At 71.6% G+C, this 16572-nt stretch carries 14 protein-coding genes; 7 read left to right on the top strand and 7 right to left on the bottom strand.

Annotated features, from left to right (window positions below):
- Positions 1–144 precede the first annotated feature (144 nt).
- Entirely contained in the window at positions 145–348 is a 204-nt protein-coding gene (locus OG472_RS26060; protein ID WP_030162033.1) for a cold-shock protein, read from the top strand.
- Between the two features lie 222 nt (positions 349–570).
- Here OG472_RS26060 and OG472_RS26055 read toward each other — a convergent pair whose 3' ends face one another.
- Together OG472_RS26055 and OG472_RS26050 are read right to left on the bottom strand one after the other, a co-directional pair.
- Positions 571–2232, bottom strand: coding sequence for a lytic murein transglycosylase (locus tag OG472_RS26055; protein ID WP_405831517.1), 1662 nt, complete (start codon positions 2230–2232; stop codon positions 571–573).
- A 300-nt stretch (positions 2233–2532) separates the two neighbouring features.
- The gene (locus OG472_RS26050; RefSeq protein ID WP_405831515.1) at positions 2533–5283 is read right to left on the bottom strand and encodes a PKD domain-containing protein; all 2751 of its coding nucleotides are present in this window, start codon (positions 5281–5283) and stop codon (positions 2533–2535) included.
- A 302-nt stretch (positions 5284–5585) separates the two neighbouring features.
- Between OG472_RS26050 and OG472_RS26045 the strand changes: the two genes are divergently transcribed.
- Together OG472_RS26045 and OG472_RS26040 are read left to right on the top strand one after the other, a co-directional pair.
- Positions 5586–6185, top strand: coding sequence for a dihydrofolate reductase family protein (locus tag OG472_RS26045; protein WP_405831513.1), 600 nt, complete (start codon positions 5586–5588; stop codon positions 6183–6185).
- A 137-nt stretch (positions 6186–6322) separates the two neighbouring features.
- A complete protein-coding gene (locus OG472_RS26040) occupies positions 6323–9055 on the top strand; it encodes a PKD domain-containing protein (RefSeq protein ID WP_405831511.1) in 2733 nt (910 codons plus the stop codon).
- Between the two features lie 117 nt (positions 9056–9172).
- Here OG472_RS26040 and OG472_RS26035 read toward each other — a convergent pair whose 3' ends face one another.
- On the bottom strand, positions 9173–9730 hold the full coding sequence (locus tag OG472_RS26035) for a GNAT family N-acetyltransferase (protein ID WP_401607571.1): 558 nt from the start codon (positions 9728–9730) through the stop codon (positions 9173–9175).
- 198 nt (positions 9731–9928) lie between these two features.
- On the opposite strand from OG472_RS26035, the gene OG472_RS26030 reads away from it, so the two are divergent.
- Positions 9929–10411, top strand: a complete 483-nt coding sequence (locus OG472_RS26030; protein ID WP_401607574.1) for a hypothetical protein — start codon at positions 9929–9931, stop codon at positions 10409–10411.
- A gap of 1 nt (position 10412) precedes the next feature.
- Here the strand turns inward: OG472_RS26030 and OG472_RS26025 are convergent, their stop codons facing one another.
- A complete protein-coding gene (locus tag OG472_RS26025; RefSeq protein WP_405831508.1) occupies positions 10413–11516 on the bottom strand; it encodes a nitrous oxide reductase family maturation protein NosD in 1104 nt (367 codons plus the stop codon).
- Positions 11517–11818: 302 nt separating this feature from the next.
- Positions 11819–12241: an ATP-binding protein gene (locus OG472_RS26020; RefSeq protein WP_401607900.1), complete on the bottom strand. Its 423-nt coding sequence runs from the start codon at positions 12239–12241 to the stop codon at positions 11819–11821.
- A 139-nt stretch (positions 12242–12380) separates the two neighbouring features.
- On the opposite strand from OG472_RS26020, the gene OG472_RS26015 reads away from it, so the two are divergent.
- Together OG472_RS26015 and OG472_RS26010 are read left to right on the top strand one after the other, a co-directional pair.
- Positions 12381–13250, top strand: a complete 870-nt coding sequence (locus OG472_RS26015) for a Scr1 family TA system antitoxin-like transcriptional regulator (protein WP_405831506.1) — start codon at positions 12381–12383, stop codon at positions 13248–13250.
- Positions 13247–13444: a DUF397 domain-containing protein gene (locus tag OG472_RS26010; protein ID WP_405831504.1), complete on the top strand. Its 198-nt coding sequence runs from the start codon at positions 13247–13249 to the stop codon at positions 13442–13444. The genes OG472_RS26015 and OG472_RS26010 overlap by 4 nt, the downstream gene beginning before the upstream one ends.
- A gap of 25 nt (positions 13445–13469) precedes the next feature.
- On the opposite strand, the gene OG472_RS26005 is transcribed toward OG472_RS26010, so the two are convergent.
- The gene (locus tag OG472_RS26005; RefSeq protein ID WP_405831502.1) at positions 13470–14549 is read right to left on the bottom strand and encodes a hypothetical protein; all 1080 of its coding nucleotides are present in this window, start codon (positions 14547–14549) and stop codon (positions 13470–13472) included.
- 273 nt (positions 14550–14822) lie between these two features.
- Between OG472_RS26005 and OG472_RS26000 the strand changes: the two genes are divergently transcribed.
- Positions 14823–15884, top strand: coding sequence for an FUSC family protein (locus OG472_RS26000; RefSeq protein ID WP_405831500.1), 1062 nt, complete (start codon positions 14823–14825; stop codon positions 15882–15884).
- A gap of 38 nt (positions 15885–15922) precedes the next feature.
- Here the strand turns inward: OG472_RS26000 and OG472_RS25995 are convergent, their stop codons facing one another.
- A complete protein-coding gene (locus tag OG472_RS25995; RefSeq protein ID WP_401607588.1) occupies positions 15923–16471 on the bottom strand; it encodes a hypothetical protein in 549 nt (182 codons plus the stop codon).
- Positions 16472–16572 lie beyond the last annotated feature (101 nt).

Genomic DNA, 16572 nt, shown 5'->3' with positions numbered 1-16572 from the left:
TGCGTGCTAGGCTCGACGCAAGTTGCAGTTTGGTTTCCCTTGCAGTACGAGGCCTGCGGAGAATGTGACCCGCAGGCTTTTGTAGTTTTCAGACTTCTTAGCAGGTTCTGGAGCAGGGCGACCCTTTGGCCCATAGGAGGGCTCATGGCTACCGGAACCGTGAAGTGGTTCAACGCTGAAAAGGGCTTCGGCTTCATCGCCCAGGACGGCGGCGGCCCGGATGTCTTCGTCCACTACTCCGCGATCAACGCCTCTGGCTTCCGCTCCCTCGAGGAGAACCAGATGGTGAACTTCGACGTCACGCAGGGTCCGAAGGGCCCGCAGGCGGAGAACGTCACCCCGGCCTAATCGCCTGGGCCAACCTCATCGCGGGTTGGAAAAGCAGTACCCAAGGAGCCCTGTCACCTCTGCGCGAGCAGAGCGGCAGGGCTCCTGCCTTTCCCCTCCCGGGGTGGGGCGGGGTACGGCAGTGGCCCCCGGCACCGTGGGACGGTGCCGGGGGCCACTTGTCGTACGGGCCGGGGCCCGGCCGCGGGCCCGCCGGGGCGGGCCGGGACCGATCCGCCCCGGCTAGGCCGGGGGCTGCTGGGTGGGGGCCGTGATCTTGATGTCCAGGATCAGGGTCACGTTCTCCTTGGTGGTCAGACGCAGGGAGTACGTGCCCGGGGGCACGTCCGTGGTGAACAGCTCCGGCAGGACGATCTTGCCGTCGGCGTCCGCCTTGGGCAGCACCCGGCCGAAGACCTTCTTGCCGTCCTCGTCCTTGAAGTACGGGCCCTTCGCGGTCGCCGGGTCCACCGGGACCCACTTGCCGTCCGCGTCCTTCACGACCAGGTCGGCGACGGCCTCCGTACCCGCGACGGCCTTGCCGGCGGCCGTGGCGAGGACCTGCACGCCCGTGAGGCTCGTGCCGGCGACCGCCTCCAGCGGCTTCGAGCCCTCCGGGCGGGCCAGCTTGTCGGCGACCGTCACCGTGACGCGGCCCTCGAAGTTCATCGTGAGCTTGGTCGTGGTGTCGTAGGCGGAGGCGCGCAGCTTGAAGGTGCCCGCCTTGGTGCCCGCCTTCAGACCGGGCGCGGCGGCGATGCCGTCGGCTCCCGTCTTGACCACCAGGGACTTCTCCGCCCCGAAGAGCGTGCCGCCGGTGGTGTCCTCCTCGACCGCGAAGATCACCTCGCGGTCGGCGGCGGGCTTGCCGTCGCTCAGGACCAGCTTGACCTTCGGGGTCACGGTGAAGGCCGAGCCGGCCTCGGCCGTCAGCCCGGGCCCGTCGAGCAGCACCAGCTCCTGCAGGTGCGGGGCCGGCTTCTCCGGAGTCGGGGTCGGGGTCGGCGTGGGCGTGGGCGTCGGGGTGGGGGTCGGCGTCGGGGTCGGCGTCGGCTTGGGCGTCGGGGTGTGCGTGACCGGGGTCTGCCGCGGGGTGGGCAGCGAGGTGCCCGGCTGCTGGGGCGGGTAGTTCCCGGCCGGCGGGTTCGGGACCTCGGCGGCGCCGCCGCTCTGGTACTGCCGCATGTAGCCGAGCACGGTGTTCACGTACTCGCGCGACCGGTTGTAGCTGAGGATCGCCTCGTCGAGCTTGGCCTGGTTCGAGAGGTCCCGGTCGCCCGCGCACAGGTACAGCCCGGCGCCGAGCGCCGCGTCGTAGATGTTGTTCGGGTCCCGCTTGCCGTCGCCGTTGCCGTCGGCGCCCCAGGTGGCCCACGTGGAGGGGATGAACTGGAGCGGGCCGACGGCACGGTCGTACACCGTGTCCGCGTCCCACTCGCCCTTGTCGGTGTCCCGGATCTCGGCGAAGCCGTTGCCGTCGAGGCGGGGGCCGCGGATGGGCTTCTCGGTGTAGCCGTCGGCCTTGAGCCCGTAGCCGGAGGCGTGGACGGACTCGACCCGGCCGATGCCCGCGAGCAGCTGCCAGGGCAGCTTGCAGTTCGGGAGCGCGGCGGCCACCGAGAGCTCGGCACGGTGATAGGCGTCGAGGGCGGTCGCGGGTATCCCGCTGGCCCCCTCCTGCGCGCCCGCGCCGGCGGGCGGCGGGTCTGCGACGATGTCGGGCAGGTCCAGCCGGGCGTCACCGCGGTCGGCGGCCTGCGGGCTGTCCGGAGTCGGCTCGGACTCGCCCGCGTCGGCGGTCGACGGATTGGTCACGACCGCGGCGGTGGTCAGGCTGGCCGCGAGTGCGGCCGTGCACAGGACCTTGCGCGAGGTGTTGACGAGGTGACGGTGAAGCGGCTTCACAGTGCGGCGATCCCCCCAGGAGCCGTCAAAGGTGTACGGCCGGTCTAGCCGTGAATATCCACTGTCTATCAGGTATTCGCACCCGACTCGCCGTCGGTCCGGCAGATGTGACGCACCATTCGTCTCGGCTTCACCACGGTCTCATGACCGAACGCACAGAGACCCCAACTCCTCGCCCGGATTGCCCCGATGGGCTCCCATTTCGGATCGGAGCGCCGAACGGCCGGAGCCCCGGCCTCCGCGGGGTGCGGGGGCCGGGGCTCCGGTGTACTGCGGGTGCTGCGGGTGTTCCCGGGCCGGCTAGCCGTGGGCGAAGTAGCCGAACAGGTCGACGATCACGTGGTTGCTGCCGCCCCAGCTGTTCCAGATGCTGACCTTGCCGTCCCCGACGGGGGTGATGACGTGGTTGGGGACGGTCTCGCCGGGCCGGGTGTTGAGGCTGCTGGCGTCCGTGCGGGCGGTCCCGTACCCGTGGACCGTGAGGAAGCCGGCGCCGGTGCTCTCGGTCGCGGTGACGTTCAGGGCCGCGCCGACGGCGTCGGCCGGCAGACCGGAGACCGTGGTGGTCGCGCCGGGGGCGAGCTTGCCCGTGGTGCGGGTGTCGGCGAGCCGCTTGGGAACGACCGGCGTGAAGAGCGCCCCGCCGCCCCACTGGTGGTAGTAGCCGACGGCGTCGACGACGAGGTCGGTGGAGCCGGCGTTGTTGTAGAGGGTGATCGTGCCGTCCGGGCCGACCGGGACGATGACCTGGTTGGACTTGTCCTTGCCCGGCTCCGGGTTGAGGTTCGAGGTGGTGGGGCGCTTGTCCGCCTCCGCGTAGGCGATCACGTGCGTGTCGGTCGTGGCGCCGGTGCTGGTCAGGTTGAGCGCGACGGCCGCGGCGTCCGGCGGGATGCTCCGCACGCCCGCCACCTTGACGGTCCGGGTCTGGCCGGCGCCCAGCGCGCCGCCCATGGTGCGGGTGTCGGCGAGACGGGTCGGGGTGACCGGGTAGAACTTCTGCCCGGTGTTGGGCTGGTAGTAGCCGACGAAGTCGACGACGACGTGCCCCTGGCCGGAGTTGAGCTGGGCGAGGATCTTGCCGTCGGAGCCGATGGGCACGGTGACCGTGTTGGACGAGGTGCCGCCCGCGCGGACGTTCACGTTCGAGGTCGCCGGCCGCGGCTGGCCCGAGGGCCAGACGTTCAGGTGGGTGTCCTGGGTGGCGCCGGTCACCGTCACGTTCAGGACGGCCGCGGTCGCCCCGCCCGTGTGGTGGGGGCCCGAGCTGTAGTAGACGACCGGCACGGCCACCTGGGCGGCGGTGCCGGCCTGCACCGGGCTGTTGGAGAGACGGGTGTCCAGGACGCGGAACGGGTGCACGGGCACGTAGCCCGACGCGGCGTACGCGGCCTGCACGGTCCGGCTGACCGCAGAGGTGGCGCCCTTGGCGTCCGTGAGGGTCACGGTCACCTTGTAGTCGCCGGGCTGCGCGTAGGCGTGCCGGACGGGCTCCAGCGCGGACACCCGCTCCTTGGCGCCGTCACCGAAGTCCACGTCCACCTGCTGGACCGGCCACGGTGCGGTGGAGCTCCGCGGGTCGACCTCCACCGTCAGCGGGGCGACGTACGCCCGCGGGTCCTCGGCGGTCGGCAGGAACGGCTTGGAGGCGAAGGCGGCCGTCAGCGGACCGGGCGCGGTCACCTTGGCCTTGGAGCCGGCGGCGACCTTCAGCTTGGCCTCGTTGTACACGGTCACCGTGGCCGTGCACTCACACGGCGAGCTGTAGACGTGCGTGGCGGTGCGCTCGTCGGTGACGACCGGGGCGGAGCCGTCACCGAAGTCGAAGTGGTAGGTGAGCGGTGCGGACCAGGCGCTGACCGCGGAGGCCGTCGCCTTCACGGCGGTGCCGGCCGGCGCCCAGGGCTGGTCGAGCTCCAGCCGGGCGCTCTCCAGCCAGTTCTGGCCCTCGCGCGCGCCGCGGTCGAGGTACCCGCCGTCCTTGCCGGTGTTGGGCACGCGCAGGTCGTCCACGACGGGATACCCGCGGCTGTCGGTGAGCAGCACGCCGGGCGCGGTCGCGTCGGCGGAGTCCACGGCCTTCGTGCCGGCGTCCGCGGTGGACGGGAGCACGATGTCGTGCCCGCCCTGGCCCGTCGCCGCGTGGAACGCCGCCTGGTCCTGGTGGGCAGCGCCGCCCCACTTGTAGACCTGTCCGGCCTGGAAATCGCCGGCGATCAGGTTGTAGTCGGCGCGGGTGGCGGCCGTCGCGCTCTGCGCCACCGCGATGGCGCCGCGTCCCAGAGCCGGGTCGCAGGGACCGGACAGGTACGTGGCGTTGATCGCGTTGTTGAACACGGCGGAGCCGGTCGAACCACCGCTGAGCGACACGGCCGTGCCGCAGCCGAAGGAGACCGTGTTGTTCGTGATGACGGTGCCGGGAGCGTCCACCACGGCGAGCGGATCGCTCTTGGTGCCGTGGATCTCGTTGCGGCTGAGTACGGTGCGCTCGGCGCCGCCCTCGATCCGGGCGCCGTACAGCAGCGCCCGGCTGACGCGCACGTCCGTGCTCGCGTCGCCGACCACGAGGGACGCCCCGGTCGTCGGGCCGAACGATTTGATCCGGTCCAGCTCGACGTCGGCGGACCGGCTGACCCTGATGCCGCCAGTGGCATTCAGATCGCGGACCACCACGTGCGAGGCACCGCTGATGGTGAGCGGATTGCCGCCCAGGCTCACCAGGCTGCCCACCGGCCCGTCGGCCACGAAGCTGATCGGCTTGCCCGGTGCGCCGGAGCGGTCGATGGTGACGGCCTCGGCGTATGCCTTGCCCGTCTTGATCCGCACGGTCTGGCCCGGCGCCACGGCCTTGGCCGCCGCCGAGATGGTGCAGAAGGGCTGGCCTTGCGAGCCGGGGCCGCCGTCCGAGCAGGAGGAGCCTGCGTAGTTGTTCACGTAGAGCGTGGCCGGGGCCTCGGCGGCCGCGGCGGACGGAACGCCGAGAAGAGTGACGAGACCTGCGGTCAGCAGGACCGTCGCACGAGTGGGACGCACCAGAAGGGTTTCCTTCATGCCAGAAGTGACGTGGGAGTCACGCCGGTCGCGGCGCCGCACGACTGGTAGACGTTCTGTTCCCCCAGCGTCAGTCGGGCGCACGCGAACTCGAACAGACGCCGATCATCATCCCTCGTGAACCAGCCACTGTCATCCATATTCGGCCACCCTCGGCACGTGACGGCGTGACCCACGTCACGGCCGCATCCGCGTGGGGGCGCGATGAGTTCCGGCGGGCGCGGCAGTCTCTCCTGTGTACGCACCGACTGCAGGCACCGGCCGCGTGCACACCGACCGGCCCGAGGAAGAGGAACACCCCCATGCGCATCGTCATCACCGAATTCATCAGCCTCGACGGAGTCGTACAGGCACCCGGCGGCCAGGGCGAGGACAACGACGGCGGCTTCGCCCACGGCGGCTGGTCGCACCCGTTCTTCGACGAGAAGGTGGTGGGCGGTGCCTTCGACGACGCGACGAAGAAGGCCGAGGCGCTGCTGTTCGGGCGCCGCACCTGGCAGACGATGGCCGCGGCGTGGCCGGACCGTGCCGGCGACCCGTTCGCGGACCGGATGAACGCGATCCCGAAGTACGTGGTGTCCACGACCCTGGGCGAGGACGAGCTGACGTGGAACAACACCACGCTCATCGCGGGCGGCGAGGCCGTGGCCCGCATCCGCGAGCTGCAGGCGGGCGACGGCGGCGGCGACCTGGTGGTCATGGGCAGCCCCACGCTCGTACGCACCCTGCTGAGCGAGGGCCTGGTCGACGAACTCCGGCTCATGGTCATGCCGGTGCTCCTCGGCGGCGGCAAGTCGATCTTCCCGGCCGACGGCGGACTGCGCACCCTCGAACTGACCTCAACGGCCGTCAGCCCGGCGGGCGTCCACGTGTGCACCTACCGGCCGGTGGCCCGGGGCTAGACCTGCCCGACCGGCGTTGAGCATGTTCAATTCCCTGGTGACAAACGGCTGCCCGACAAGGGATCATGAGCGGCATCTCTGTGTCTCATGCGCCTGGTGCCCTTCGGGGGGAACGGGCCGTCCTCGAAGGAAAACTGTTGGTACGTCCTACTCGTGCGGCGGTCCTGCTCACCGCGGGCCTCGTCACCATCCTCGGCATACCGGCGGTCTCCGCCGCCGAGGCACCGACCGAACTGTTCGTGAACAACGGCGAGAACGCCAACTGCTCCGACACCGGCACCGGAACGCAGAACACCCCGTTCTGCTCGATCCAGGCGGCGGCCAAGGCGGCCCAGCCGGGCCAGACCGTGCGGATCACGCCGGGCTCCTACCCCGGAGCCCTCACGATCGACCGCTCCGGAGAGCCGGGCAAGCCGATCACCTTCACCACCGAGGCCGGCAGCGTCCGGAAGGCGGATCTGGGCGGCGCCCTGACCATCGACGGCGCCTCCCACCTCGTGTTCCGTGGGATCAGTACGCGCAGCGGCGCCAAGGTCGAGCGTTCCAGCGACGTCACCGTGGAGACGTCCGACATTCTGCGCGAGCTCGTGATCGGTGCCGGAAGCGCGGACGTACGCGTCAGCCGGAGCACCGTCATCTCTGCGCAGATCGGAGCCGGCGCCCAGCGCACGGTCCTCAGCCGCAACAGGGTCCGCCACAGCATTTCCCAGCCTGCGATCTCCGTGGTGGACGCCCCCGGCACGGTCATCGCCAACAACAACGTCACCAGCTACTGCGGTACGGGCATCTCGGTCGGCGGCGGTTCCACCGGAAGCTCGGTGTTCAACAACCTGATCATCGCCGAGCGCTCCCAGCCCGCCTGCAAGACGCCCTCCCCGTCACGCCACGGTCTCCTGGTGGCGCAGAGCGCGGCGGCCGGCACCCGGGCCGACTACAACGTCCTCAACCGCCAGCCCGAGATCACGGATGCTCCGTACCAGTGGGCGGGCACCGACTACAAGACCCCCTCGGAGTTCCGGGCGGCGACCGGCCAGGGCGGGCAGGACCTCCTGAACCCGGCGGACGTCAACGCCGCCCTCGTCGACTCCGCCGACGCGACGGCGCCGGGCGCGCTGGCCTCCCTGGACATCGCCGGTTTCGGCCCGATCGACGACCCCCGCGTGGCCAACACCGGCAAGGACGGCGGGTTCCTCGACCGCGGAGCCGGCGAGACCCACGACTACCTGAGCACGGTCACCATGTCGGTCGACCAGGCCTGGGCACCGGTCGGCACCACGGTGGAGGTGACGACCTCGTCGAACAGCCAATGGCCCACCGGCATGTCGTACAGCGTGGACTTCGGCGACGGGAGCGCCCCGGTCGTCACCCGGCAGGGCGAGGCCGCCCAGGCCGTCGCCTCGCACGTCTACGGCTCTCCGTGCGCGTGCGTGGTCAAGGTGACCGCGTCCAACGCCGCCGGGAGGAAGGCCTTCGCCGAGCAGCAGGTCAAGGTGACCGCGGCCGGCGCGCTGACCACGTCCTTCACCGCCGAGTCGGTCCTGCCGACCTCGGACAACCCGATCGAGCGCATCTCCCCGCTGACCTTCCAGGTCGACCCGTCGGCCACCAAGGCGCCGTGGCCGCTGAGCCGCGTCGACGTGGACTTCGGCGACGGCACCACCGAGCGCGTCTCCGACCTGTCCAGGCTCACGCACACCTACCGGACCCCCGGCGACTACACGGTGACCGTCACCGCCGAGGACTCCCAGGGCGCCAAGTCCGCCTCCAGCCGCACGGTCAAGGCCGACTACGCGGCGGCCGGCTACGTCGCCGTCGAGCCGTTCCGGTTCTACGACAGCCGCGACGACACCCCCTCCATGCCGGGTGGCGAACCCCTGTCGATGCAGTTGCCCATCGGGCTCAACCGGCCCGAGTTCCCGCTCTCGGGCAGCATGTCCGCGGTCGTCGTCAACGTGACCGTCACCGGCGCCCTGGAGGACACCCACCTCACCGTCTGGCCCGAAGGACAGGACCGCCCCGCGACCTCGAACGTCAACGTCCGGGCCGGCGCCACCACGTCCAACACCGTCACGGTCCCCGTCGCCGGCCACGACGGGGCGTACATGCAGCTCAACTCCGGCCGGGCGTCGATCATCGTGGACTTCGTGGGCTACTACCAGCCCAACATCGGACAGCGGTTCAGCCCGCTCGCCCCGACCCGGCTGCTCGACACCCGCACCAGCGGCGGCGCGCTGACCGGCGGCAAGACCCGCACGGTCAAGGTCGCCGGCGTGGGCGGCATCCCCGCCGACGCCACCGCCGTCGCCTTCAACCTGACCGGCACCGGCTCCACTGAGGCGGCGCACGTGATCGCCTACCCCAACCCGGCGAAGCGGACCGCCACCTCCAACCTGAACCTGGAGCCGGGCAAGGACAAGTCGAACCAGGCCATCGTGCCGGTCGGCCCGGACGGCACGATCACCCTCTTCACCAACTCCGGCTCCACGCACCTGGTGCTGGATGCGGTGGGCTACTACGGAAAGGACGGCAAGGCGCTGTTCAAGCCGGTCGTCCCGAAGCGTCTCGCCGACACCCGCACCACGGGCAAGCTCGCCCCGGGTGCCACGACGACGGTCTCCGGTCTGCCGGCGAACGCGGTGGGCGCGGTCCTGAACGTCACCGCGACCGACACCACCAGCCCGGGCTTCCTGACGGCGTACGCCTTCGGCGGCACGCTCCCGGGCGCCAGCAGCCTCAACACGATCCCCGGCGTCACCGTCCCCAACCACGTGACCACCCCGGTCGGATCGGGCAAGGTCAGCGTCTCCAACAGCTGGGGCGGCGGCAACCACGTCATCACCGACCTCCTCGGCTACTTCACCAACCCGTAGGACCGCCCGGCCCACGCAGGACACACCGCCGCCCCGGCCCCCGCACACGACGTGCGGGGGCCGGGGCGGCGGCGTTGTGAAGGCCATGGCGCCGGCCCGGGGCCGGCGCCCCGCCGATCAGGCCGGGCCCGCAGCGCCCGGCCATTCCTCACGCAACATGCCGAACAGCACGGAGTCGTAGCGCTTGCCCGCCACCAGCAGGGTGGACCGGCGTCGGCCCTCCTCGCGGAAGCCCGCCTTGGTGAAGGCGCGCACGGCCCGCTCGTTGCCGCTCCAGGTGTCGAGCTCGATCCGGTGCAGCCCGAGGGCGCCGAACAGGTGCCCGACCAGGAGCCGCAGCGCATCGGAGCCGTGGCCGTGACCCCAGCGGTCCCGCTCGCCGATGGTGACCCCGACCGTGGCCAGCCCGGCGATGGGATCCAGGTCGCGGTAGTCCACCATGCCGATCACCGCGCCGTCGGCCAGGTCCTCGACCGTGAAGACGGCCGACTCCCTCGGGCTCAGCCGCAGCATCGACTCGAACGCGAGCTCGACGGCCTCCGCCGTGACCGGCCCGAAGCACGGGTCGCCGCCGGTGGCCCAGTGGACCACCTCCGGATCGTTGCGCCACCGGACGTGATGCTCCGCATCCTGCGCGCGGAGCGCGCGAAGCCGTACCAACTCTCCTTCGATCATGCGCAGATCATAGGACCCGCACGATCATTGGCGATCTTGAAATCTAGGCCGATGGGATGCCTTCAGGCGTGTCCCGTCCCCCGCGGCACACCACGGCACAGCTGCCGCTGCGAGAGTGCCCTGACGTCCGTACGGCCTGCTGCGCCATCACCGAGCCGGCCTTCATCGTCGCCAACTCCCCCCGAGGCTGCGCCGCCCATGGATGTCAGCACCTTCTACGCCCTCTTCTCCGCCACCTGCTTCACCCTGGTGGGCTTGTGGTGGAACGTCGTCCAGAGCCACCACGACTGGATGCGCGACCCCGCCCTGCGGCGCGTCGTCGGCGGGATCTACCTGTCCTTCCTGCTGCCCGCCCTGATGGGCCTGTTCGCGCAGGTCGGCGGTACCGAGCAGCCGCAGGTCTGGCGCGCGGCCTTCATCGTCCTCTCGCTGATCGGCTGCGCGAGCACCCTGCGACTGCTGGCCCGGGCGCGCGGCGACCGCTTCCTGACCTGGCAGCAGGCCGGCGCCGCGCTGCTCTACGCCCTGATCGCCGTGATCGGCGCCGTCCCCGAACTCGCCGAGCCGTTCGGGCTGGACCCCATCCAGGCCGAGGCGCTGATGCTCATCGGCCTGATCGTGCTGGGGCACGCCCTGGTCTGGCGCTTCATGGCCGGCGAGGGCCGGGCCGCTGCGGAGTGACCTAGTGCTGGGTGGTCACCTTCGCGGTGAACCCACAGCACTCGAACTTCTGGATCCGCTCCCCCGAGACGTTCGTGATCCGCACCTGCTTGAGCCATGCGCTGGTGTCGACGGCCGAGGCGATGACCGCGACGCCGCCCCCGCCGCCCCGGATGGTGTCCTTGACCGCGGTGAACGTCCCGTCCTGGAGGGCCATCCCGAAGTACTCGTTGTTGATCAGGGTGTTGTGGCTGGTCTCCATCGTGCCGAACCCGTAGATGCCGAGCTGGTTGCCGGTGAGGCGGTTCCTGGTGACCGTCACTCCCGTGTTGGCCAGGATCCCGGCGTGCTGGAACTCGGTGAAGAAATCGGGGCCGCACCCCGGATCCGGCTCGCGGCAGGCGTTGTCGCTCACCGTGTTCCGCTCGGCCCGGCCGGTCGCCTCGACGAACTCGATTCCGTCCGTGGAGATGCTCTTCTGGCCGGTCACGACGTTGCGGAGGAGCGTGGCCTGCGAGTCTGCGTTGAGTACGACGATGCCGGAGCCCTGATAGTCCGTGATCCGGGAGTCCCGGATGGTCGCCGACCCCGCACCGGTGGGAAAGTCCCCGATCAGGATGGAATTGGCGCTCCGGAAGCACGGGGCCATGGGGGTGTCCTTGATGTGGGAGACCGCCGCGTGGCTCAGGTCCAGGTGCGCTCCGCCCAGGACCCGGATGCCGGCTCCGAGCGCGCCCGCGTCGCAGGTGCCGGAACCCGGCCCGCTCACCGCGAGGCGGGAGATCTTCACTTTCGCCGCGTTGTCGAGCGAGACGATCGAGTTGAGGCCGTCGGAGCCCGTCACCAACTGCTCGGGGGCGAGGATGGTCGTCTTCCCGGCCCCCGCCCCGGTGAGGGTGAGGTCCTTGCGGATCACCACCTGCTCCCGGTAGACGCCGGGGCGGACGGCGATGCGGTCTCCGGGGTGCGCGGCGTCGACCGCGGACTGGACGGTCGGGTAGGCAGCCGAGGGAACCACCAGTTCGCGCGGCTGCGAAGCAGCGGACGGGGCCGCGAAGGAGCCGAGGGCGACCGAGGCGAGCAGCGTGCCGAGAGCCGCCGCGCACCGGGTGCGTCGAGGGTTCATTGCGTTGTCCTCCAGAAGGGACGGCCGGCTGCGCGTGGCCGCTCGGCGCCGTGGGAAACGTGGCGGCACGGCGGGACCGCCGATGCGCACGGGGTCACCCGAGCACAGGGCGGGCGCAAGGGCCGGTGGCCGTGCCGCGGGGTGGGCCGTCCGGAGCAGCGGGACCACACGGCCGATGCGCTGGGCGCACCAGGCCGCGGCCGCACCCTGCACCCACCCGGTCTCCGGCCGCCACGCCCCCGGGCCCGTCACCCTCCCCCGCGCCCGACCCGGCCCCGTGGGTCGCATCGCGCCGAGGCGGTTCACCCGGCACCCGTGCCCGTGCCCGACAGGTCCGCCCACACGGTCTTCCCCGGCCCCCTCGGCGCCACGCCCCACTCCCGCGCCAGCGCCTGCACCACCAGCAGCCCGCGTCCGCCTTCCGCCGACCACGGATCGACCACGGGCGGCTCCCCCGGCGGCCGCGCGTCGTCCCGGGTGTCACTCACCGCAACGCGCACGTTATGCCCTCCGTCGTACCCCATCCGCAGCTCGAAGTCCCGCCCCTGCACCCGCCCGTGCAGGACGGCATTGGCGGCGAGCTCCCCGACGACGAGCCCCACGTCGTCGGAGAGCGCGCAGCCGTAGGGCACGCCCCAGAAGGCCAGCTGCGCCTGTGCCAGCCGCCGGGCGAGCCGGGCCCCGCGGCGCGTCGAGCTGAAACGCTGCCGGAAGGCCAGTGCCATGTCACTCAATTCGGTCGTCACCTCACCGAGCGTGGCGACCGCGCCTTACGCTTTCCAGTGACGGCGGCGCTACGACGGTGATCCGTAGGGACGTCGGCCTGTTCGTGTACGGCCCGTACGGATGAGGGCGGTTCAGCCGATGAACGACCTGTCAGACCGCGAGGAACGCCCCGAACGCCCGGTGGAGGCGGACGGCACGGCCCACCTGTTCCGCGCCCTGGGCAAACAGATCAAGACGCTCCGCGAGGCGGCCGGCCTCCTCCAGAAGGAACTCGCCACCCGCCTGAACGTCGGCGAGGACCTCATCGGCGCGATCGAACGCGGCGTCCGCACCCCCCAGCCGGACCTCCTGGAACGCGCGGACCGCATCCTCCAGGCGCGCGGGGTCCTCCTGGTGGCGATCCCGGAGGTCAAGGAGGCGCTGAAACGGGCCCGGACGCGGCATCCGGACTGGTTCCGGGACTATGCCGTCGCGGAGGCCACCGCCGACGCTATCCACGACTACAGCCACCAGGGGCTGATGGGGCTGCTCCAGACCGAGGCCCACGCCCGCGCGATCTTCACCAAACGCCGCCCGCTGCTGGACGAGGAGACCATCGAAAGGCGTGTCCAGGATCGACTGGCCCGCCAACAGATCCTGCAGCAGTGGCCTTCCCCCACCATCAGCCTGGTCCTCGACGAGAGCCTTCTGCACCGTCAGGTCGGCGGTCGCGAGGTGCACCGGGAGCAACTGCGACGGATCCTGGAGGTGGGGCAGCTCCGCACGGTGGAACTCCAGTTGGTGCCGTTCGCACGCGGTGAGCAAGCAGCCATGGACGGCTCGTTCACCCTGCTTCACCCCAAGGGACGTGCCCAGGTGGCTTACATCGAGAGCTACACCCGTCCCCACCTCATCACCGACCCGGCGCAGGTACGCATCATGGCCGAGCGCTATGGAATCATCCGGGCAGAGGCGCTCAGGCCCAGCGAGTCCCTGGACCTGATCGAGAAGACGCTGGGAGACCTATGAATACCGCAGACCTGGCCTGGTTCAAGAGCAGCCACAGCAGCGGCGAGGGCGGCCAGTGCGTCGAGGTCGCCGCCTGCCCCGCCGCCGTCCACGTCCGCGACTCCAAGGTGACGGCCGGACCCCACCTCTCGGTGGGCCCCGCCAGTTGGGCCGCCTTCCTGGACGGGATCACCGCGGTCCGCCTGCCGGAGTAGGTCCGGCAGGCGGGTTCGACTACGGCTACCGCCAGACGACGGCCCGCCACCGGACCGGCCAGCCACTCGCGCCGGCCAGGTTGCCCGCGACGGCCCCGGCCGCGTTGATCGCGACCGGATCGGCCTTGTCGCGGCCGGCAGGCGTCGGCAGTGCGGTGACCTTGCCCTGCGCATCCCACGTCACGGCGCGCTCGTCGGAGTTGCCGATGCTGGTTTCCGCGTCGTTGATGCCCCGGACGAAGGTGTGGCCGCTGCCCCGCAGCAGTTCGAGTTCGGTGACGGCGGTACCGGTTCCGCTCCAGCGCAGGGAGCGGTCCTTGACGTTCGCGACCACGACGTCGGAGTTGTTGACGCTCACCGCACGCGCGCCCGGGTCCTGGGACGGCAGGGCCTTGAGCTGCTTCCCGTGCGGGGCGCGGACGGCCTTCCACGTGCCGTTCGCGTCCGTCGCCCGGCCGATCACGGTGCCGCGCTCGTTGATCGCGGACGGCTCGGCGTACGAGCCTCCGAGCGAGCCGAGGTCGTGGACACGGCCCACGGCGTCCCACCGTACGGCGCGGGCCCGGTCGCCCGGCAGGGACACGTAACCGGTGATCTCTCCGCGCTCGTTGATCGCGGTGGCCGCGCCGCCCACTGCCCGTGGGAGCAGCCGCAGTTCGGTCGCGCGGCCGTCGGCGCCCCAGCGCACGGGGCGCGTGGTGGCCGTGTCCGTCGAGAGGTGTCCCACGGCGACGTGGGCGTTGTTGATGTCCTGGGCTTCGCCGTTGACGTAGCCCGCGGGTTCCTCCAGCCGGGTGAGGGCGCCTGACGCGGACCACCGGGCGGCGTGCCGTACGCCGTCCGGTGTGTCGGTGAAGCCGGCCACGGTGCCATCGTCGACGACCTTGACCGCCTCGCCGCCCGACCCGTCGTCGATGGCCTGCAAAGGGGTGAGGGAGCCGTCGGCTCCCCACCGCACGAGGTAGCCGTCCCTGTTCTCGTCCAGCGAGAGCCCGACGACGTCCCCGGCGTCGTTCATCAGCTGGGCCGCACTGTTGGTGTGGCCCGGCAGGAGGGGCAGTTCGTACATCGCGCCACCGGCGGCGGACGCGGGCGGTACCACCATCACGGACAACATCGCGGAAAGGACCACGGGTAACAAGAAGATCCCCTGTCTTCTCGGAATGATCACCACGGAGCCGGACGCCCCCGCGCACCCCTCTTGATCCCCCGGGCGCGCGAACGCTCGACCACCGCCCCCTCCCCCGGCCAAACCAGGAAGAAACGCTTCAGTTCGCACGAGTGCACCGCAGGATCCGAGCGCGGACGCGCACCACACGACATGCCGCCTCCGGCCGAATGGAGGCGGTGGGCCGTCCGAGCGCTGCACGCTGTACGGATGAACCGCCCCGCCGGCGCCGGCCTGCGGGCGCATGCGGCCGGGGCGCAGGACATCCTGCGTACCGACGGGCCCGCCGCGGCGCGCATCGTGGTCACCGTCGTGGCCGCATGGCAGGTCTCCCTGTGGCTGGGCGCCGACCAGCCCCCGGTGTTCGCAGCGGTCGTTCCGCTCGTCGCGCTGCGCGGTGACCCGTTCACGGCCCTGGGGGCCTCGCTGCAGCGGGTCCTGGGGGTCGTGGCGGGCGTGGTGATCGCCATCGTGGCCCTCAACCTGTGGAGCCCCTCGACGGTGACGCTCGCCCTGGTCGTGACCCTGGGGCTGGGGGCCGGGATGCTGCTCCGGGCCGGTGGTGGGCTGAACATCCAGGTGGCGGCCTCGTCGTTGCTGGTCTTCGCCAGCACCTCACCCGACTCGTACGCCCTGCACCGTCTCTGGGAGACCGTGGCCGGTGCGGTGGTGACCATCGTGCTGGCCCCGCTCCTGTGGCCACCCGATCCCCGGCGGACCCTGTCGGCCCTCGCCGCCGACTGCAGCACGCACCTGACCCTGGCCCTCACCGCCACCACTGCGGCCCTCGCCACCGGGCCGGCGGCAGCCGGCGAGAACCTCGCCCTCGTCAACGCCCACAACGACGCGGTCCACGCCGACGCCGCTCGCGCGCGCGAAGCCGCACGCGCCATGCGTTTCAACCCCGTGCGCCGCCGTCACCGCGAAGCCGTAGGAGAGCTGGCGGGCGGTATCGCCACCGCCGACCGGCTCACCGCGCAGCTCGCGACGCTCGCCCGGGAGGTCGTCGCGTTCGCGGGCCGGGACGACCTCGCCGCCGACCTCGCCCGCGCCCGCGATCACCTGCCCGGGCTCGGCGCCACCACGGCAGAGGCCATCGCGGGCTCCCTCACCGCCGGCGACGGCCACGACGGCCTGCCCGCCCTGGCCAGGGCCCGCACCGCACTCGCCGCCTACGCCCACGCCGACTCCAGCCCGGTCGCCGTGGTCCTGCGCAGGCCGTTCCAGCGGATCCTCGACGACCTGGACCGACGACCGGGCACAGAGCCGTAGCGACGGCGGTGGCGGTGGCGGTCCCGGCGCCGCGACGGTCAGAAGACGAACGTGCCGATCCCGACCACCATGCCGGCCAGCGCCCCCAGCACGATGGCGGCCAGCAGACCGCCCATGGCCGCGAGGAAGTAGAGCTCGCCGTCCTCGACCCTGCCGTGGCGGGCGCAGGAGAACAGCCAGGACGCCAGCGTCAGGAACGGCACGAGGAGCAGGCCGGTGGCGGTGCCGAGGTTGAACACGGCGCTCCCCGAGAGCTCGTAGGCCCGGCCGCGCGCCGTCCTGACCTCCACGTGGGTACCGAACCGGTAGTCGTCCCCGGCCGTGTCCAGCACGATCTCGCGCTCCGGCTCCCCGGACCGCCGGGGGGTGTACCAACCCGTGCAGTCGGTACCCGTCGCATAGCCCTCGGCGTCGGTGGCCTCGTAGCACCTGTGGATCGTGACGACCCCGTCCACGGGCCCGAAGCCGAGCACCGCCGCCATCTGCGGCCCGGGCAGCAGCCACACCAACCACCCGGCCACCGCGAGCGTCACGACCACGCCGGCCCCGGCCGCCCCCTGCCCCAACCTCCGCACGGCAGCGCGCACAACGCCCCTCCCTCTCCCGTGGAGCCGATACCCGCACGGGGCGGGGCGTAACGCGGGGTGCGGGGGTGGCTTCGCCGAGCGGGAACGGAGGGGCTTGCCTC

Origin of the sequence: Streptomyces sp. NBC_00207 (assembly GCF_045160965.1) — a bacterium.
Taxonomy (GTDB): Bacteria; Actinomycetota; Actinomycetes; order Streptomycetales; family Streptomycetaceae; genus Streptomyces.
The sequence above is the reverse complement of the archived record's forward strand: the minus strand, read 5'-3'. Positions and strand labels throughout refer to the sequence as shown.